At 60.6% G+C, this 19,942-nt stretch carries 13 protein-coding genes and 1 pseudogene; 5 read left to right on the top strand and 9 right to left on the bottom strand.

Annotated elements, in window-relative coordinates; all coding sequences use genetic code 11:
• The first annotated feature begins 12 nt into the window (after window positions 1-12).
• A complete protein-coding gene (locus FEE99_RS28230) occupies window positions 13-210 on the top strand; it encodes a YbdD/YjiX family protein (protein ID WP_041477782.1) in 198 nt (65 codons plus the stop codon).
• 152 nt (window positions 211-362) lie between these two features.
• Window positions 363-1,340 carry a GTPase gene (yjiA, locus tag FEE99_RS28225; protein ID WP_041477783.1) on the top strand — a complete coding sequence of 326 codons (978 nt, stop codon included), beginning with the start codon at window positions 363-365 and terminating at the stop codon, window positions 1,338-1,340.
• Window positions 1,341-1,454: 114 nt separating this feature from the next.
• Here the strand turns inward: yjiA and FEE99_RS28220 are convergent, their stop codons facing one another.
• From FEE99_RS28220 to morA, 5 genes are all read right to left on the bottom strand, one after another.
• Window positions 1,455-2,159 (bottom strand): GntR family transcriptional regulator, encoded by a 705-nt coding sequence (locus FEE99_RS28220; RefSeq protein WP_041477784.1) that lies wholly within the window; start codon window positions 2,157-2,159, stop codon window positions 1,455-1,457.
• An 18-nt stretch (window positions 2,160-2,177) separates the two neighbouring features.
• Complete coding sequence (locus FEE99_RS28215; RefSeq protein WP_016773102.1) at window positions 2,178-2,882, bottom strand: FadR/GntR family transcriptional regulator; 705 nt, start codon at window positions 2,880-2,882, stop codon at window positions 2,178-2,180.
• A 49-nt stretch (window positions 2,883-2,931) separates the two neighbouring features.
• Window positions 2,932-4,245, bottom strand: coding sequence for a C4-dicarboxylate transporter DctA (locus tag FEE99_RS28210; RefSeq protein WP_041477785.1), 1,314 nt, complete (start codon window positions 4,243-4,245; stop codon window positions 2,932-2,934).
• Between the two features lie 284 nt (window positions 4,246-4,529).
• Window positions 4,530-5,783, bottom strand: a complete 1,254-nt coding sequence (glyA, locus tag FEE99_RS28205; protein WP_041477786.1) for a serine hydroxymethyltransferase — start codon at window positions 5,781-5,783, stop codon at window positions 4,530-4,532.
• A 252-nt stretch (window positions 5,784-6,035) separates the two neighbouring features.
• Complete coding sequence (gene morA, locus FEE99_RS28200; RefSeq protein ID WP_041477787.1) at window positions 6,036-9,884, bottom strand: cyclic di-GMP receptor MorA; 3,849 nt, start codon at window positions 9,882-9,884, stop codon at window positions 6,036-6,038.
• A 287-nt stretch (window positions 9,885-10,171) separates the two neighbouring features.
• Between morA and ettA the strand changes: the two genes are divergently transcribed.
• On the top strand, window positions 10,172-11,836 hold the full coding sequence (ettA, locus tag FEE99_RS28195) for an energy-dependent translational throttle protein EttA (protein ID WP_016773108.1): 1,665 nt from the start codon (window positions 10,172-10,174) through the stop codon (window positions 11,834-11,836).
• A 374-nt stretch (window positions 11,837-12,210) separates the two neighbouring features.
• On the top strand, window positions 12,211-13,548 hold the full coding sequence (gene gdhA, locus FEE99_RS28190) for an NADP-specific glutamate dehydrogenase (protein WP_041477788.1): 1,338 nt from the start codon (window positions 12,211-12,213) through the stop codon (window positions 13,546-13,548).
• On the opposite strand, the gene FEE99_RS28185 is transcribed toward gdhA, so the two are convergent.
• The 4 genes and pseudogenes from FEE99_RS28185 to FEE99_RS28170 all read right to left on the bottom strand — a co-directional run bounded on the left by FEE99_RS28185 (window position 13,545) and on the right by FEE99_RS28170 (window position 17,061).
• Complete coding sequence (locus FEE99_RS28185; protein ID WP_041477789.1) at window positions 13,545-14,039, bottom strand: GreA/GreB family elongation factor; 495 nt, start codon at window positions 14,037-14,039, stop codon at window positions 13,545-13,547. The genes gdhA and FEE99_RS28185 overlap by 4 nt on opposite strands.
• Before the next feature lie 70 nt (window positions 14,040-14,109).
• Window positions 14,110-14,465, bottom strand: a pseudogene (locus tag FEE99_RS28180) (hypothetical protein).
• A gap of 155 nt (window positions 14,466-14,620) precedes the next feature.
• Entirely contained in the window at window positions 14,621-16,474 is a 1,854-nt protein-coding gene (locus tag FEE99_RS28175) for an Lnb N-terminal periplasmic domain-containing protein (protein ID WP_041477790.1), read from the bottom strand.
• Window positions 16,475-16,572: 98 nt separating this feature from the next.
• On the bottom strand, window positions 16,573-17,061 hold the full coding sequence (locus tag FEE99_RS28170; RefSeq protein WP_016773112.1) for a DUF3015 domain-containing protein: 489 nt from the start codon (window positions 17,059-17,061) through the stop codon (window positions 16,573-16,575).
• A 302-nt stretch (window positions 17,062-17,363) separates the two neighbouring features.
• Between FEE99_RS28170 and FEE99_RS28165 the strand changes: the two genes are divergently transcribed.
• Window positions 17,364-19,802, top strand: a complete 2,439-nt coding sequence (locus tag FEE99_RS28165) for a Lon protease family protein (RefSeq protein ID WP_016773113.1) — start codon at window positions 17,364-17,366, stop codon at window positions 19,800-19,802.
• The last annotated feature ends 140 nt before the right edge of the window (window positions 19,803-19,942 follow it).

Here is a 19,942-nt window from a genome sequence, read left to right as displayed (position 1 = left end):
GAGGATTGCAGCATGTTCAATGACCTGAGTCGCCTCGGTAAATACCTCGGTCAGGCCGCGCGCCTGATGGTCGGCATGCCCGACTACGACACCTACGTCGAGCATATGCAAACCAAACACCCGGACAGACCGGTGATGAGCTACGAGATGTTCTTTCGCGAACGTCAGGAAGCCCGTTACGGTGGCAAGGGTGGGCCGAAGTGCTGTTGAGCTGACAGCCTGCGGTTGAGGTAATCCTCTGTGGGAGCGAGCCTGCTCGCGAATACGGAGTGCCAGTTGATGAAGGATTTGACTGACACACCGCTTTCGCGAGCAGGCTCGCTCCCACATTTGTTTTTGTATTCTTTTCAGGAGATCGGGTTTTGTCTTCTCCCATTCCGGTAACGGTCCTCAGCGGTTTCCTCGGCGCCGGCAAGACCACTTTGCTGCGTCATTTATTGAAAGCCGAGCACGGCCTGAAAATCGCCGTGATCGAAAACGAATTCAGCGACGCCGGCATCGACACTCAGTTGCTGGGTGACGAGCCGGTGCAGGTCATGACCCTGGCCAACGGCTGCGTCTGCTGCACCATTCACACCGATCTGACCAAGGCGCTGTACTTGCTGCTCGAGCGCCTGGACAGCGGCGAGATCGCCTTCGATCGTCTGGTGATCGAGTGCACTGGTCTCGCCGATCCGGCACCGGTGGCGCAGACGTTCTTCATCGACGAAGAGCTGCGCGAGCGTTACCTGCTCGACGGCATCATCACCCTGGTCGACGCCGCTCACGCCGACGTGCACCTGACCCAGACCATCGCCCAGGCGCAGATCGGTTTCGCCGATCGTCTGCTGGTAAGCAAGACCGATCTGGTCGATGAGGCGACGTTCACCGCGCTGAGCGAGCGCCTTACGCGAATCAACCGCCGCGCGCCGATCCGCGTGGTCGAGCATGGCAACATCGATCTGGCTGAACTGCTGGATGTGCGTGGTTTCAACCTCAATGCTGACCTGGGCGGCGGTTTGAGCTTGCGTCCGGTGAGCAAGGCGCCGTCGATCGATCGCATCTCCAGCCTGGTGCTGCGCACCGATCAGGCGCTGGATATCGATCAGCTCAGCGAATTCATGAACGAACTGCTGGAAGAACACGGCAAGCAATTGCTGCGCTACAAAGGCGTGCTGAATATTGCCGGGGAAGATCGGCGCCTGGTGTTTCAGGGTGTGCTGAAACTCTATGGTTTCGACTGGGACACCGAATGGGCCGAGGGCGAGACGCGCGAGAGTGTGATCGTGTTTATCGCCGATGACTTGCCGGAAGAGAAGATTCGGGCGGGGTTTGCCAGGGTTGCAGCGCAACAAGCCTGATAATTTCAATAGCTCAACGGGCCGCTTCGCGAGCAGGCTCGCTCCCACAGTAGAACGCATTCTGTCAGAAGGAATGCAATCCACTGTGGGAGCGAGCCTGCTCGCGAAGGCGGTCTAACCGACAGCACAATGCTCAAGGTCTGAACCCAGCAGTGTCTGCTCAAGATGATCCAGATGCCGATTCATCAGCCCCTCTGCCTTGGCAGCATCACCTCGCTCCACAACCTCAACCAACGCCAAATGCTCCTGCCACGCGCAACAGCTGCGCGTCGGGCACCGACTCCGCGCAATCGCCAACGACGTCAGCGGCACCAGGCTGCGCAGAAAATGCGCCAACGGCAGATTTCCCGCCATCCGTGCCAACTGCAAATGAAACTCCCCCGACAACCGAATCGCCGCCCCGCGCCGATCCTGCTCGATGGCGCGCTTCTCGCGCTCTATCAACGTGCGCAAGCATTTCAAATCGTCTGGCTGCGGACGCTGACACGCCAATCGCACCAACGTGTTCTCAGCCAACCGTCGCGCATGCAAGGTCTGCCGGATCAGCTCCCGATCAGGCGCAGCCACTCGTGGTCGATGATTGGCGCGCAATACCACGATCTGCTCATGGGACAACTGCGTCAGCACCCGTCGTACATCGGCGCGGCCGGCGCCGAACATCGCTTGCAGACTGTCCTCGGTGAACCGGCTGTCTTCATCGATACGCTGCTCGAGAATCGCGTCGAACACTCGCGGATACAGATCTTCCGTCGGCGTGCCCAGGCGAGAAACGGGCAGGGCGGTCGATTGCGCATGCGAGGCTGAAGCAAAACTGTTCATGGCCGTTCTCCTGGCAAATCAGGTGGGCAGGTTGTCGTCCGGGATGTTCAGCTCAACGCCCATGCGCTGGCCTTCGCGCAGAATGTGCCGACGCATTTCGGCGCTGGCCTGAGCGCTGTTCTTGCTGCGGATCGCGCGGACTACGGCTTCGTTTTCTTCCAGACGTTCGGCCAGATGTTCCGGGGAATTGCGCAACACTTCGGCGCTTTGCTTGAGGGCATTGCTGGTCTGCTGCACCACGCTCTGGAAAATCGGGTTCGAGGTCAGCGTGAACAGTTCTTCGTGGAAGGCGATGTAGGCGCTGACCCCGGCTTCACTGTCACCGGCTTCGAGGGCTTCGCGCATGTCCATCAGGGTCAGGCGCAACTGGCCGACTTCCTTGCTGCTGATCGATTGCGCAACCAGCCCGACAATGAACGGCTCGAGGGTGTAGCGCAGTTGCAGCACATCTTCCAGGCTCGCCCCGGCCACCGCGCTGTCGTGGCTCTGGCTGTCGCTGAGTTGCGCATCGAGGACGACCACGCCTTTGCCCGGCATCGAGCGCACCAGGCCTAGTGTTTCCAGCACGATCACCGCTTCGCGCAGGCTCGGCCGGCTGATGCCTAATTGTTCGGCCAGTTCACGCTGGCCCGGCAGCATGTCGCCGGAGCGCCACTGGCCTCGGGCCAACGCGGCGCGGAGTTTTTCCACCACTGAATTGACGACGGTTGAAGTTGTAATCACGTATTGGCTCCCTGCGCCGTGCCAGCGCATTGGCAGGCACGGCACTCATTCAGAATTCTTTCGCCGCCGCCGGAGCGACGGTTTTTCGCGGTTGAAAGTTATAGCCCTGTTCGCCGTTGAGCACCTTGTTCGCGCGCTGCACGTCGATGTCCTTTTCCCAGCGGGCGATGGCCACGGTGGCGACGCAGTTGCCGATCAGATTGGTCAGCGCGCGGCCGATGCCCATGAACCAGTCCACGGCCAACACCAGCACCAGACCGACCACGGGAATCGCCGGGATCGCCGTCAGCGTCGCGGCGAGAATCACCAGCGCCGAACCGGGAATGCCGTGGGCGCCTTTGGAGGTAATCAGCGACACCAGCAGGATGGTCAGCAAGTCGGTCATCGCCAATGGCGTGCCGGTGGCGTTGGCGATGAACACGATGGCCAGGGTCAGGTAGATCGAGAAGCCGTCGAGGTTGAACGAATACCCGGTCGGAATCACCAGACCGACGGTGGAGCTGCCGATACCGAGGTGTTCGAGCTTGCGCATGATCTGCGGCAGCACGGCGTCGGAAGAAGCGGTGCCCATGACGATCAGCAGTTCTTCCCGCAGGTACTTGAGCAGCGGCCACATGCGCAGGCCGGAGACGCGCATCACCAGACCGAGGATCAGCGCGACGAAGGCGACGCAGGTCAGGTAGAACAGACCGACCAGACTGCCCAGGTGCTGCAGCGAATCGAGGCCGTATTTGCTGGTGGTGAAGGCGATGGCGCCGAATACGCCGATCGGCGCCAGCCGGACGATCATGCCCATGATGCGGAAAATCACGTGGCTGAGTTCGTTGATCAGCCGCGAAATCCCGGAAGCCGCTTCGCCAACCAGATTCAGTGCACTGCCGAACAGCACCGAGAACAGCAGCACTTGCAAGATATTGTTGTCAGCGAAGGCACCGATCACCGAGGTCGGGATCAGGTCCATCAGAAATTGCGTGGTGGTGTGCATGTGCTGGCTGCGCTCGGCGAGGTCGCCCATGTCGGCGCTGGAAAGCTGCTCCAGATGAATGTTCGCGCCGCTGCCAATGCCGGTGCTGAAGGCGAACACCAGACCAATCACCAAGGCGATGGTGGTCAGCACTTCGAAGTAGATCACCGACTTGAGGCCGATGCGCCCGACCTTCTTCAGATCGCCCGCGCCGCTGATGCCGCTGACCACCACGCAGAACACGATCAGGCCAATGAGCATCTTGATCAGTTTGATGAAGCCATCGCCGAGCGGTTTGAGCTGGGCCGAGTATTCAGGAAGGGTCAGCCCGCAGACGATGCCGAGCATCAGTCCGAGAACCACTTGAAGGAAGATTGAACGCGAGCACCATCTGAGCATGGGAGGAATCCTGGGTCGGTGTCCTGGCTGCCGCACGCGTTGCGCATCGGATGCAGGACTTAATTATTGTGGTCTTACCGGTATGTCCAGTGCAGGCGCAGTCTAGGCTTGGTTTTTTCCTGATTACAAGGGGAAAGCATGAAATTGGCATGACCGGTCTGACCAGCGGCCAAAGCCGCGTGTAGGAGCTGCCGCAGGCTGCGATCTTTTGATCTTTTCAACAGGCGAAAAAAAACCGGCCAATCACTTGGCCGGTTTTTCATGCTGCTGGTTTAACGTCGCGATTAAGCGCCGTACACCGGCAGTTTCTTGCAGATGGCTTTGACTTTCTCGCGAACGGCGTCGATCACCGCTTCGTTGTTCAGGTCAGCCAGGATGTCGCAGATCCAGCCGGCCAGCTCTTTGCACTCAGCCTCTTTGAAACCGCGAGTGGTCACAGCCGGAGTACCGAAGCGCAGGCCGGAAGTCACGAACGGCGAGCGTGGATCGTTCGGCACGGAGTTCTTGTTCACGGTGATGAACGCTTTGCCCAGAGCGGCGTCAGCGTCTTTGCCGGAGATGTCCTGCTTGATCAGCGACAGCAGGAACAGGTGGTTTTCAGTACCGCCCGATACCACGTCGAAACCGCGCGCGATGAACACTTCGGCCATGGCCTTGGCGTTCTTCACCACTTGTTGCTGGTAAGCCTTGAACTCAGGTTGCAGCGCTTCCTTGAAGCAGATCGCCTTGGCCGCGATCACGTGCTCCAGCGGGCCACCCTGGGCGCCCGGGAACACTGCGGAGTTGAGCTTCTTCTCGATCTCGGCGTTCGCTTTGGCCAGGATCAGACCGCCACGTGGACCGCGCAGGGTCTTGTGCGTGGTGGTGGTCACGACGTCGGCGAACGGCACCGGGTTCGGGTACACACCAGCGGCAACCAGACCGGCGACGTGAGCCATGTCGACGAACAGGTAGGCGCCAACCTTGTCAGCGATCTCGCGGAAGCGCGGGAAGTCGAGGATCTGCGAGTAGGCCGAGAAACCGGCAACGATCATTTTCGGCTTGTGCTCGACCGCCAGACGCTCGACTTCGTCGTAGTCGATCAGGCCGTTGGCGTCGATGCCGTATTGAACGGCGTTGTACAGCTTGCCCGAGGAGGAAACGCTGGCGCCGTGGGTCAGGTGACCGCCATGGGCCAGGCTCATGCCCAGAATGGTGTCGCCACCTTGCAGCAGAGCCAGGTAAACAGCGGCGTTGGCTTGGGAACCGGCGTGCGGCTGAACGTTGGCGTAATCAGCACCGAACAGTTCCTTGGCACGGTCGATGGCCAGTTGCTCAACCACGTCAACATATTCGCAACCACCGTAGTAACGCTTGCCCGGATAGCCTTCGGCGTACTTGTTGGTCAGGACCGAGCCTTGAGCTTCCATCACCGCTGGGCTGGTGTAGTTTTCCGAAGCGATCAGCTCAATGTGTTCTTCCTGACGCTGAGCTTCTTGCTCCATGGCGGCAAAAAGGTCGGCGTCGTACTTGGCAATAGTCAAATCACGGCTGAACATGGCGGTCCTCAAGGATCGGGGGCAGAAAAGGGGGGCATTCTAACCCAACCGCTTTTGGATGACATATGAAACGACATCATGTCGCAGACAAGTGGCGTTCATGCGCAGACAGGTGGTGTTTGTGCCTGCCTCAAAAGATCGCAGCCTGCGGCAGCTCCTACAGTAACCAGAACTCAACCTGGATCTTGTGACTGGCATCAATCCTGTAGGAGCTGCCGAAGGCTGCGATCTTTTCGGGCGCGCCGCAGGCCGTCAGTCGAACATGAACAGCGCATCGTTACAGAACTGCGCTTCAAACCGTCCCGCCGGCATCGGCCGGCCGAACAGATAGCCCTGAACCTCATCGCAACCATGCTCACGCAGGAAGTCCAGTTGCTCGTGGGTCTCCACACCCTCGGCGATCACCGCAAGATTCAGGCTGTGGGCCATGGCAATGATCGCCCGGGCGATCTGCGCGTCCTGTTCGCCGGACGGCAGGCCGTCGACGAAAGTACGGTCGATCTTCAGCACGTCGATCGGGAATTGCTTGAGGTAGTTGAGCGATGAATAACCGGTGCCGAAGTCGTCGACCGCGATGCTCAGGCCGAGGTTCTTCAGCCCGGCAAGAATCTGCATCGCCTCGCTGACTTCGCGCATCAGGATACTTTCGGTCAGTTCCAGCTCCAGACACGCCGGCGGCAGGCCGGTTTCGCGCAGGATCGTCGCGATTCGGGTGCCCAACTGGCCGTCGGAGAACTGCCGTGCGGAAATGTTCACCGACACCTTCGGCACCCGCACCCGTTGCTGGTGCCAGGTTTTCAGCTGTCGACAGGCCTCGCTGATAACCCAGTCGCCAACGTCCACCACGAGGCCGAGCTCTTCCAGCACCGGAATGAAATCACCCGGCGGCACCAGCCCGCGACGCGGATGGCGCCAGCGCAGCAGCGCTTCGGCGCCGGTCAGGCGCTTGCCGTCGCCACTGAACTGCGGCTGGTAATACAGGACGAATTCGTTCTGCTCCAGCGCATGGCGCAGATCGCTTTCCAGTTCCAGACGCTCCAGCGCACTGGCGTTCATGTCGGCCTGATAGAACTGGAAGTTGTTCTTGCCGCGTTCCTTGGCGTGGTACATCGCCGTGTCGGCGTTCTTCATCAACTGGCTGAGTTCGTTGCCGTCCTGCGGACTCAGGGCGATGCCGATACTGGCGGTGACGAAGAACTCGCGGCCCTCGAGCACGAACGGCCGCACCAGGCTGGCGAGAATCTGCTCGGCCACGTGAATCGCCCGGTTCAGCGCCAGTTCGCGGTTGGAGCGATGCTGCAGCAGCAGGGTGAATTCGTCGCCGCCCATGCGCGCCACGGTGTCATCGTCATCGACGCAGGCCAGCAGGCGCGTGGCCATGTCCTTGAGCATGCGGTCGCCGGCGGCGTGGCCCAAGGAGTCGTTGATCGGTTTGAAACGGTCGAGGTCGAGGAACATCAGTACCACCCACGACTTCTGCCGTTCGGCCGCTTGCAGCGCGGTGTGCAGACGGTCCTGGAACAGCGTGCGGTTCGGCAGGTGGGTGAGGGCGTCGTAATAGGCGAGGCGGTGGATGCGCTGCTCGCTGGCCTTGCGCTCGCTGATGTCGCTGAAGAAACACACGTAGCTGGCCAGATCGCCCTCGTCGTCGAGCACGGCAGTAATGCCGACCCACGCCGGGTAATGTTCGCCGTTACGGCGCTTCATCCACACTTCGCCTTCCCAGGTGCTGTGCTCGTGCAACTGCTTGAGCACGTAGCGCAAGTGCGCGTCCTGCTGCTCGTCGACGGTGAGCATGTTCGGCAACTGGTCGAGCACTTCGCCGACGCTGTAGCCGCTGACCCGACTGAAGGCTTCGTTGGCCTGAACGATATAACCGGCCGGGTCGGTGATCAGGATCGCCGAGGTAGAGTGCTCGAATACCGTGGCGGCCATGCGCAAATCTTTTTCGGCACGGCGCTGCTGGCTGATATCGCGGCCGACGCCGAGCACGCCTTCGAACGCGCCGTGTTCGTCCCACACCAGCACCAGGCGCAGTTCGATCGGAATCTTGCGGCCGTCGGCACGCAGGCAATCGAAGAGGAACAGTTGCGTTTGCACCTGACTGCGCAGCAATGCCAGTTGCTCGGGCTTGTCCAGCGCCTTGCTGACGCGGTCCATCAGCACATGAATGCCGTTCAGTTGCCCGGGATTGGCGATGATCGATTGCCAGCCGTTCTGGAAGATCCATTCGGCGTTGTAACCGAGCACCGCCTGCACCGAAGGGCTGACGTAGTTCAGCGAGAGCTTGCTGTCGGTGGAGAAAATCACGTCGCTGATGCTTTCGGCGAGCATGCGGTAGCGCTGCTCGCTGTCACGCAGCGATTCGCTCGCCTCAATCTGTTCGGTGATGTCCTTGGCGACGCCGATGATCCGCGTGACCTGATCATGCTTGTCCCGCGCCAGCGCCTGTTCACGGATGTCGAAGCGCCGCCACTTGCCGTCGCGATGGCGGAAGCGCAATTGGCATTGCAACAACTGGCTGTAACCGGCGTGACGCTGCAACTGCCGCGAGCGATGGTAATAGTCGGCGTCTTCCGGATGCAGAAGGATTTCCCAGAAGTATTCGCCCATCTGATGCAGTTCAGTGCGGTTGTACCCCAGGGTCTGGCCGAGGTGGTGGTTGCTGAAAATCATCCGCTGGCTGATCACGTCCTGCACATACAGATGATCCGGCACGGTGCGCACCACGTCCGACCAGAAGCCTTCGCGCTCCAGCAACGACAGTTCGATCAGCTTGCGGCTGGTGATGTCGTTGATGCTGAGGATCACCGCTTTATAGTCGTGCTGCTCGCTCGGCAGGCGCAGGACCATCCACAGGTGCTGGTCGCGACCGTTGCTGTTGGGCAGTTTGATTTCCAGTTCCAGCTGTTTCTGCTGCTGCAGGACGGCGTCGAGGATCTGCTGACCGATCGCGCACTGCGGATGGCGCTGGCCATCGATCAGCAGTTGCCAGGCATCGTCGCAGGAGTGCACATCGAGCAGTTGCAGGGCGACCTGGTTGACTTCGGTGACGCGCATTTCCGCGAGCAACTGCTGGCGCTGCTGCGGTTGGTCGAGCCAGGCCTTGAGCTGGTCGCTGGTCTGGATCTGCGCCTTGTCGAACATCTGCTTGAGGCCGGACAGGTCAAGCACGCACAAGGCCACGCCGGTGCCTTCGAAAATATCCTGATAACGCCGCCGGCCTTCATGCACCTGGCGCTGGCGCCGACGCATGTTCAGCAGTGCAATCACCGGCAACATCGAGAACGCCAGGCCGAGCAGGCATTTGCCGATGAACGCCGGCAGCAACTCTTCCAGTACGCGCTGGCGGTCGAACAGCCCGCGCAGTTGCCAGTCGCTGCTGCTCAGCGGCACGGTCAGTACGGTGTTGGCAACATCGTCAGGCGTCAGCCCGCCAGCCTTGGCCGAGGGCAGCCCTGCTTCGCGGCTGATGATCTGGTGATTGAGGCGGTTTTCCACCAGCCACAACGGGCGCAGGGCGGTGGCATCCTGTTTGGTCAGCGAGTCGAAGAAGGTTGGCGTCAGGCGCAAGGCCCAGTAACCGCGACTGCTGCCGCTGGCCTGATGCAACAGCAGGTGCACCACCGAGCCGTCATCGGCATTGCTGAAGTAATGCGCCTGAGCGCGACTGCGACGCACCAGTTCGGTCAGGTAATCGGCGTCGGAACTGTCGGTGGCGCTGTCGCTGATGATGCGGCCGGAGGGCGAGAGCAGGGCCATGCTGCGCAGGTCGGGCAGCGAGCGTTGCAACTTGCGCAGGAGCATCTGCTGTTCGTCGGCAGTTTGCGGTTGTTCGACGATCGGTAGCAGATTGAGGGCGATTTGCGCATTCAGCGCCATGTTCAGGCTGACCTGGGCGGCGAGGTCGGCGGTGTAGTCGATGGTGTACTGTCGCTGATTCTTCTGGGTTTCACGCAATTGATCGAGCAGTTGCCAGAACAGCAACGCGAGCAATAACAGCACGAGGGTGGCCAGCGCACCCTTCAATGTCCCGCGCAGGGGCGAGCCGGGCGCCGGTGGGGTGCTGCTCACAGAGGCTGGCGGAGTGACATTGGTCAAGCTGTGATCCTGCGATTTGGCTGGACTGGCGCGACGTGCACTATAAGCCGGACGCCCGAAGGGCGGCTAGCATGCCTTGAGTTGTGGCGAAGTGCCAGCCCCTCTCGGCTGGACTGCCATCGGTCATTAAGGTAGCTTTGCCGGTTACGCGGGGGCGTTCCAGCTCCTAGAATCAGACTTTTTTCCGCGCGCACGCATTGATGATCCTCAAGTGAACGACGCGCACCGGTCTGGCCAGGCTTCGCCTGCGCTCCAATCATTCATCTGTCACTGACCCAAGGTTCTCCATGGCTCAATACGTCTTCACCATGCATCGGCTGGGCAAAGTTGTTCCGCCGAAGCGGGAAATCCTCAAGAACATTTCGCTGTCCTTCTTCCCCGGCGCCAAGATCGGCGTGCTCGGCCTCAACGGTTCGGGTAAATCCACGCTGCTGAAAATCATGGCCGGCGTCGACACCGAGTTCGAAGGCGAAGCCCGTCCGATGCCGGACCTGAACATCGGTTACCTGCCGCAAGAGCCGCAGCTCGACCCTGCCAAGACCGTGCGTGAAGTGGTCGAGGAAGCGGTCAGCGTGATCAAGGATGCGCAAGCGCGTCTGGACGAAGTCTACGCGGCCTACGCCGACCCGGATGCCGACTTCGACAAGCTTGCTGCTGAACAGGCCAAGCTCGAAGCGATCCTGCAGGCCAGCGACGGCCACAACCTCGAGCGCCAGCTGGAAGTCGCCGCCGATGCGCTGCGTCTGCCGGCCTGGGACGCGAAAGTCGAACACCTGTCCGGTGGTGAAAAGCGTCGTGTCGCCCTGTGCCGTCTGCTGCTGTCCGCGCCGGACATGCTGCTGCTCGACGAACCGACCAACCACCTGGATGCCGATTCGGTGGCGTGGCTGGAGCATTTCCTCCACGACTTCCCGGGCACCGTGGTCGCGATCACGCACGACCGTTACTTCCTCGACAACGTCGCCGGCTGGATTCTGGAACTCGACCGCGGCGCGGGCATTCCTTACGAGGGCAACTATTCGGGCTGGCTCGAAGCCAAGTCCGATCGTCTGGCCCAGGAATCCAAGCAGCAGTCGGCTCACGAAAAAGCCATGAAAGAAGAACTGGAGTGGGTGCGCAAAGGCGCCAAGGCCCGCCAGTCGAAATCCAAGGCACGTCTGCAACGCTTCGAAGAAATGCAATCGCAGGAATTCCAGAAGCGCAGCGAAACCAACGAGATCTACATCCCGGCCGGTCCACGCCTGGGCGACAAGGTCATCGAATTCAAGAACGTCACCAAGGGCTACGGCGATCGCGTGCTGATCGACAACCTGTCGTTCTCCATGCCGAAAGGCGCCATTGTCGGCGTGATCGGTGGTAACGGTGCCGGTAAGTCGACGCTGTTCCGCATGCTGATGGGCAAGGAAACCCCGGATTCGGGCAGCATCGAAATCGGCGAAACCGTGCAATTGGCCTGCGTCGACCAGAGCCGCGAAGACCTCGACGGCAGCAAGACCGTGTTCCAGCAGATTTCCGACGGCTCCGACCAGATCCGCATCGGCAACTACGAGATCCCGTCGCGCACTTACGTCGGCCGCTTCAACTTCAAGGGCGGCGATCAGCAGAAGTTCGTCAAGGATCTGTCCGGCGGTGAGCGCGGTCGTCTGCACCTGGCGCTGACCCTGAAGGAGGGCGGCAACGTCCTGCTGCTCGACGAACCGTCCAACGACCTCGACGTGGAAACCCTGCGTTCGCTGGAAGAAGCCCTGCTCGACTTCCCGGGCGCCGCCATTGTGATCTCCCACGATCGGTGGTTCCTTGACCGTGTCGCCACGCACATCCTGGCGTATGAAGACGACTCGCAAGCGGTGTTCTTCGAAGGCAACTACACCGAGTACGAAGCCGATCGCAAAAAACGCCTCGGCGAAGCAGCGGCCCAGCCTCACCGGGTACGTCACAAGAAACTGGCCTGATTCGGGTTGGTTGCAGAAAGAGCGGAGCCTTCGGGCTCCGTTTTTTTTCGCCTGGTTTTTCAGGGATACCGATTTGGATTCATCGCTGGCAAGCCAAGCTCCCACAGGGTTTTGTGGGGTGTTCGAGATAGGTGTTTCACCGATGTCCACTGTGGGAGCTGGCTTGCCAGCGATGGCGGTATAACTGTTGGTGCATCACTTGAATTTGATCTCACCATTCAGGTGCAAAAATTGGCAAAAACCAGCCGGATTTATATCCTGTGCACCATTTAATTTCATAACTGCGACATTTTGCTCTGTTCCTGTGCGCAATTCGTTTGTTACAGTCCGGCCCAATCTCCTCTAACGACAATAAATTTGCCGAGACTTTGCCCATGATCGAATCCGTCGAATCCTTCCTTTCGCGCCTGAAAAAACGCGACCCGGACCAACCCGAATTCCACCAGGCTGTCGAAGAAGTCCTACGCAGTCTGTGGCCGTTTCTTGAAGCCAATCCGCATTACCTGACTTCGGGCATTCTGGAGCGCATCTGCGAGCCGGAGCGCGCGGTGGTGTTTCGCGTGTCGTGGGTCGACGATCTGGGCAAGGTCCAGGTCAATCGCGGCTTCCGTATCCAGATGAACAGCGCCATCGGCCCATACAAGGGCGGCCTGCGCTTCCATCCGTCGGTGAACCTCGGCGTGCTGAAATTCCTCGCCTTCGAGCAGACCTTCAAGAACTCGCTGACCTCCCTGCCCATGGGCGGCGGCAAGGGCGGTTCCGACTTCGATCCGAAGGGCAAGAGCGACGCCGAGGTCATGCGTTTCTGTCAGGCGTTCATGAGCGAGTTGTATCGCCACATCGGCGCCGACGTTGACGTGCCGGCCGGTGATATCGGTGTCGGTGCGCGGGAGATCGGTTTCCTCTTTGGCCAGTACAAGCGCCTGAGCAACCAGTTCACCAGCGTCCTCACCGGCAAGGGCATGACCTACGGCGGCAGCCTGATTCGCCCGGAAGCCACCGGTTTCGGCTGCGTGTACTTCGCCGAAGAAATGCTCAAGCGCCGTGGACAGACCGTGGAAGGCAAGCGCGTGGCGATCTCCGGTTCCGGCAACGTTGCCCAGTACGCGGCGCGCAAAGTGATGGATCTGGGCGGCAAAGTGATTTCCCTGTCCGACTCCGAAGGCACGCTGTACTGCGAGGCAGGCTTGAGCGAAGCACAGTGGCTGGCGCTGCTGGAGCTGAAGAACATCAAACGCGGGCGCATCAGCGAACTGGCGAGCGCCCATGGTCTGGAATTCCGCGCCGGCCAACATCCGTGGTCGCTGCCGTGCGATATCGCACTGCCCTGCGCGACGCAGAACGAACTCGACGCCGAGGCCGCACGCACGCTACTGCGCAATGGCTGCGTCTGTGTGGCTGAAGGCGCGAACATGCCGACCACGCTGGAGGCTGTGGATATCTTTATCGAAGCCGGCATTCTGTTCGCACCGGGCAAGGCGTCGAATGCGGGCGGTGTTGCCGTGAGTGGTCTGGAAATGTCGCAAAACGCCATGCGCCTGCTGTGGACGGCGGGCGAGGTGGACAGCAAGCTGCACGCGATCATGCAGTCGATCCACCACGCCTGCGTGCATTACGGCGAAGACAACGGTCAGATCAATTACGTCAAAGGCGCGAACATTGCCGGCTTCGTCAAAGTCGCCGATGCGATGTTGGCGCAAGGCGTGGTTTAAGCCGGTTCGATGCGGATCACTTCGATCAGTTGGTCGCCGGCAGGCCGCTGCCATAGCACTTCATCGTTGAGCCGGGCGCCAAGCAAAGCCCGGCCCAGCGGTGAGGCCCAGTTGATCAGGCCCTGACTGGCGTCGGCCTGATCTTCGCCGACCAGTTGCACGCGGTGTTCTGTGTCGTGTTCGTCGGCAAAAGTCACCCAGCTACCGATCTGTACCTTGTCGGTGGAGGTCGCAGCGACTGCGACTTGGGCGCTGATCAGGCGTTGAGTGAAATAGCGCAGATCCCGTTGCAGATCGGCCAGACGTTGCTTGTCGGCCTGCTCGCCCTTGGCCGTTTGCTCGGCGTGCAGGCTTTGCAACTCGGTGACTTTCGCCTGCAATTGCGCCAGACCTTGCGGGGTGACGTAATTGGGCTGCGTGCTGACCTGACGTTCGACCGGCTGATCGGCCTGCGCGGCGGCGTTGTCTTCGTTGACGAATGCGCGACTCATGAAGTCCTCCTGTTAAAGGATTTGGGCCATGGTTGCCGGCATTTGGTTTCAACGGATGTCTGCAAGCGACCTATTGCGAGCGATAAGCCCGCCCGACGTCCTGGCCTTCTGCTGCTGCCAGGCACGTTCGCGTTCATCCCAATGTTCGTTGCGATATTGCTCGCGATCCCTGTTTTCCAGCATCGCCTGGCATTGGCGGAAGCCGTCGACCCAGCCGTCGGCGTATTGCTGGTCCTTGAGATAGCGCGGCACGTTCTTGCGAAACTCGCCGCTGATCGAGCCGGCAGCCTGGCGACCGCTGACGCAACCGTCATCGAAACCGTCGGCGAAGGCCGGTGGATAACCCTTGGCGATCAAGTCTTCATGGGTGGTCTGGCAACCGCCCAGCGCCAATACAACGCCCAACAATCCCACGCACCGCCACATCGCACTCTCCCGCGCCGGTTTTCGGCTGACAGGGAAAGTCTAGAAGGGGATTGGTCGATGTGGTGTGAAAGAAAGATCAAAAGATCGCGGCCTTCGGCAGCTCCTACAGGGGGAATGCATTGCAAATGTAGGAGCTGCCGAAGGCTGCGATCTTTTCAGTAGTGATACCACTTCACTTCAAGCATGACTTCCGTTTCCGGGCTGGCGAGCTGGCTGAATTCGCGTTGCGCGCTCAGGCGCAAACCGAGGTTGCGCGACAGCTCCCACTGCTGATTCAGGCTCAGGCTGCGGCGCACTTCGCCATTGAAGAAGTAGTCGCCCTTGGCTTCCAGGCTCAGATTGCCCAGCGGGTTTTTCCATAGCACGCCGGTATTGAAGCCACCAGCCGGGGAAACAAACTCGGCGAAGTCATTGTTGTGTTCCACGCGTACCGTGCCCAGCGCGAAGCCGAGCACGTCTTCGCCCAACTGCCACGTGCCGCCGCCGCCACCGTTGACATGGCTGACCAGCGTCTCGTCATCATGCTTGCCCGGCACCCGCTCAAGGCCACCGGTGACTTGCCACGACAGCGGTTGCAGCAGCTCGTTGCGCGGTGTCAGCGAACGAATGGTTGCCAGATCCAGTTGCTGCAACTGCCAGTCATTGCCTTCGTACTGACGCAGCTTCAGTTGCAGAATTTCGATCTGCGCGCCGAGGGGGAAGCTTTCGGCGTTGTCATTTAGGTCGTGATAAGCCATGCGCAGGCCATATTCGCCAAAGGCGCGATCGCCTCGCGTACCGAGGCCGGCCTGCCAGGTGCGGGACTCGTGGCCATCTTCGGGCAGACCGGGTTGCGGAATTTCCAGCTCCGGCGCCGGGTTCTTGTTGATCGCCCGCAGCAGTTCGAAACTGCGCTGCGCTCGTTGCGGGTCGCGCTCCTGGCCGTTGGCGCGGTAGCGCTCCAGACGATAGGCGGCGTCGACGATCAACGCCTGGCGCGCGCGGGGCAGCGCCTTGAACGTCGGCTCCTGCAACACCTTTTGATCGGCGCTGACCTTGAGCACCCATTGCTGTTCTTCATCGCTCAACGGTTCGGCGCGGCTGAGCAGTTCACGTTCGCGGGACGGGCGATATTCGATGTGTTCGACCAGCCCGGCCTCTTTCACCGCTTTGACAGTGTCGGTCGGGATCGCGGTCAGCGGGAATTGTTCGGTCAGGCGCAGGCTCGGTCGCGCCACTTGCAGCAGTTCCAGCAGACGATACGAGCAGTTTTCGTCGAAGAAGAAGTAGTCGAACTGGATCTGCTTGAGCTCCCACACATGTTCGACCATGCGTGCGGTTTCTTCCTGGGTCAGGTTGAGGCGGTATTCCCACAGGTCGCGGTTTTCCAGGCTGCGGTATTCCGACAATTTTTCCTGATAAGGCACCAGCGCAAACAGCCCCGGGTAGCCGCCCATCAAGCCTTTCCAGGCATACAGAATGCTGTTGTCCGAGCCTTCGATGTAGGCACCGAAGTTGATCGCGTAGCTGAGCAGTGAAGTCTTGTCGGCCTGCACATCCGCCTGATCGATGCGCAGCAGGGTGTGGCCGAACATCGACGAAGGGCTGTTGAGATACGCCGCCGGGAAGATCATCACCGCGCTGTGCGGCGAGACGTCCTTGAACCATTGCTTGTATTCGGCGCATTCGGGCGCTGGCAGGTCGGTGAGATCGAGCTGCGCTTTCAGCCAGCGTGCGCGCGCGGGGTATACGCATTGTGCGTGTTGCTCCCCGAGGCTGGCCGGGGCGTACAGCGCCTGCACGGTGGCGGCCAGTTCGCGGTCCGGATGCTCGTTGCCGTCGGGCGCGAGAAAGAACTTCTTGTCGCTGACATAGCTGCGCCAGCCGCCGAGTTTGGCGGTTTCGTAATGACCGAGGGAAATCCAGAAGCGGTCGTTGGCCAGTTGCTGCAAACGTTGAGGATCGATGTGAGGCGCGGCGGACAGCGGGGCGCAGACACAGAGCGCCAGCCAGGCAAGGCGTTTGAGCATAGTCGGCAACTTGAACAGGAAAGAAATAAAAGACCCAAAGAGGGGCGGGCCAAAAAAAAACAAAACCCGCTTCCCGAAGGAAGCGGGCGAGGTCGAGCTTAAGCCTGAGTTGCGTACTTGGCCAGACGTGGGTCCGATTTCAGTACTGCCAGGGTGTTGGTATGCACGTCTTCAGCGGTCACGTCAGCTTTGCTGAAGATCTGCTGGAAGTGCTCGTGGGTCACTTGCGCGAAGTGCGCGCGATCTTCCGGTGCTACGCCCAGGACCACGGCATAAGTGGTCAGCGCTTCGCCATTGCCTTTGGCCATGTCTTCGGACAGCTCGTTCATCATGCCATTCATGGCGAACCAGGATTTGCCGCCGTAGGTCAGCGATGCGTTGGTCGAGCAACCGTTGGTGCCGGAAGTCATACCGAACGTGGCGTTACCGGAAGTGCCGTTGGTGGTGGAAGCAAGGAAGTGCGCCGGGGTGCCACGCTGACCTTCGAACAGCATGTTGCCCCAACCGCAATCCGGGCCGCCCGGGGCTTGCGCCATTGCGTTGATGGATACAGCGGTGAAGAGAGTACCGAGAAGAATCCGTTTCATAGCTTTGTTCTCTTTATGTGCATACCAATGGACAGGGTTCTGGCCCTTCGCGCTCTGCCCGAGGACAGAACCGAAAGTGTCAGTGGGCCGGTATTAGTTCCAGCCGCGCAGTTTGGAGTTTAGGCACGTTCCAGCGGTTCCGTGACTTTTTGCAAAATATTTGGAATAAACCTCTGATTTATCGGGATGCGTCGGCCGGCCGCGCGCTTGTCTATGCTTTGTCATGTGGCGCGCCTTGCCAGTGGGGCACGGGCAGCGCCAGAATGCCGCTACCTGCCCCGCCTGATTGTTAAGGAAGCCCGATGCCTGATCCTGTTGCTGCCAGCCTGCGTCTTGCGCCCGAAGCGCTGACTCGTCCGTTTTCCGCTGAACAGTTCAGCTTCACTAGCACCAATGATCTGGAGCCCTTTCGCGGTGTGCTCGGCCAGGAACGCGCGGTCGAAGCCTTGCAGTTCGGTGTGGCGATGCCACGCCCCGGTTACAACGTATTCGTCATGGGCGAGCCCGGCACCGGCCGTTTCTCGTTCGTCAAACGCTACCTGAAAGCCGAAGGCAAGCGCCTGCAGACCCCGGCGGACTGGGTCTACGTCAACAACTTCGATGAGCCGCGCGAACCGCGTGCACTGGAGCTGCCATCGGGCACGGCGGCCTCGTTCATCGGCGACATCAACGGCCTGATCGACAACCTGCTGGCGACTTTCCCGGCGGTTTTCGAACACCCGTCCTACCAGCAGAAAAAAAGCGCCATCGACCGTGCCTTCAACCAGCGCTACGACAAGGCGCTGGACATCATCGAGCGGCTGGCTCTGGAAAAGGACGTCGCCCTGTACCGCGACAGCAGCAATATCGCCTTCACGCCGATGCTCGACGGCAAGGCCCTGGACGAAGCCGAATTCGCGCAGTTGCCGGAGGCCGAGCGCGAGCGGTTTCACGATGACATTTCCGGCCTCGAAGAGCGCCTGAACGAAGAACTCGCCAGCCTGCCGCAGTGGAAGCGCGAGTCGAACAATCAACTGCGCCACCTCAATGAAGAAACCATCACCCTGGCCTTGCAGCCGTTGCTGGCGCCGCTGTCGGAGAAGTACGCGGAGAACGCCGGGGTCTGCGGTTACCTGCAAGCGATGCAGGTCTACCTGCTGAAAACCGTGGTCGAACAACTGGTCGACGACAGCAAGACCGACGCCGTCGCGCGCAAGTTGCTGGAAGAACAATACGCACCAAGCCTGGTGGTCGGGCATCCGGCCAGCGGCGGTGCACCGGTGGTATTCGAGCCACATCCGACCTACGAAAACCTGTTCGGCCGCATCGAGTACACCACTGATCAGGGCGCGCTCTACACCACTTACCGGCAGTTGCGTCCGGGGGCGCTGCACCGCGCCAACGGCGGTTTCCTGATTCTTGAAGCGGAAAAAATGCTCAGCGAGCCGTTCGTGTGGGATGCGCTCAAACGCGCCCTGCAATCGCGCAAACTGAAAATGGAATCGCCGCTGGGCGAGATGGGCCGCTTCGCCACCATGACCCTGAATCCGCAGCACATCCCGCTGCAGGTCAAAGTCATCATCATTGGTGCGCGGCAGCTGTATTACACGCTGCAGGATCTCGATCCGGACTTCCAGGAGATGTTCCGCGTTCTGGTCGACTTCGATGAAGACATCCCGATGGTCGACGAAAGCCTCGAGCAGTTCGCCCAGCTCCTGAAGACGCGTACTTCGGAAGAAGGCATGGCGCCGCTGACCGCCGATGCGGTGGCACGGCTGGCGACCTACAGTGCGCGGCTGGCCGAGCATCAGGGGCGCTTGTCGGCGCGCATTGGTGATCTGTTCCAACTGGTCAGCGAGGCGGATTTCATTCGCCATCTGGCCGGCGATGAAATGACCGACGCCGGCCATATCGAACGCGCCCTGAAAGCCAAGGCCACCCGCACCGGGCGGGTCTCGGCGCGGATTCTCGACGACATGCTCGCCGGAATCATCCTCATCGACACTGACGGTGCAGCAGTCGGCAAGTGCAACGGGCTGACGGTGCTGGAGGTCGGTGATTCGGCGTTCGGCGTGCCGGCGCGGATTTCCGCCACGGTCTATCCGGGCGGCAGCGGTATCGTCGACATCGAACGTGAGGTCAACCTCGGCCAGCCGATTCACTCCAAAGGCGTGATGATCCTCACCGGTTATCTGGGCAGCCGTTACGCTCAGGAATTCCCTCTGGCGATCTCGGCGAGCATTGCGCTCGAGCAGTCTTACGGCTACGTCGATGGCGACAGTGCGTCGCTGGGCGAGGCGTGCACGCTGATTTCGGCGCTGTCAAAAACCCCGCTCAAGCAATGTTTTGCCATCACCGGTTCGATCAACCAGTTCGGCGAAGTGCAGGCGGTCGGCGGAGTCAACGAGAAGATCGAAGGCTTCTTCCGCCTCTGCGAAGCACGCGGCCTGACCGGCGAGCAGGGCGCGATCATTCCCCAGGCCAACGTCGCCACGCTGATGCTCGATGAGAAAGTCCTCGCCGCCGTGCGCGCCGGCCAGTTCCACGTGTATGCGGTGCGTCAGGCCGATGAGGCGCTGAGCCTGCTGGTGGGCGAGCCGGCCGGTGAACCGAACGCCGATGGCGAATTCCCCGAAGGCAGCATCAATGCGCGAGTGGTCGAGCGCCTGCGCGATATCGCCGAGATGATCAGCGAAGAGGACCTGAAAGAGGCCGAGAAGGAACTGGCGCAGGAGGCTCTCGCCGAAGCCAAACCGGCCTGACAGGCTTGCAATAAACCCTGTGGGAGCGAGCCTGCTCGCGAAAGCGCTGTTTCAGTCGACGAATGAGTTGGCTGATCCATCGTCTTCGCGAGCAGGCTCGCTCCCACAATGCTTTTCCAGATTGATCTCTGCGGGGATCT

It is taken from the genome of Pseudomonas sp. ef1 (genome assembly GCF_007293365.2).
GTDB classification, from domain to species: domain Bacteria; phylum Pseudomonadota; class Gammaproteobacteria; order Pseudomonadales; family Pseudomonadaceae; genus Aquipseudomonas; species Aquipseudomonas siliginis.
This window is presented reverse-complemented; position numbering and strand designations above follow the sequence as displayed.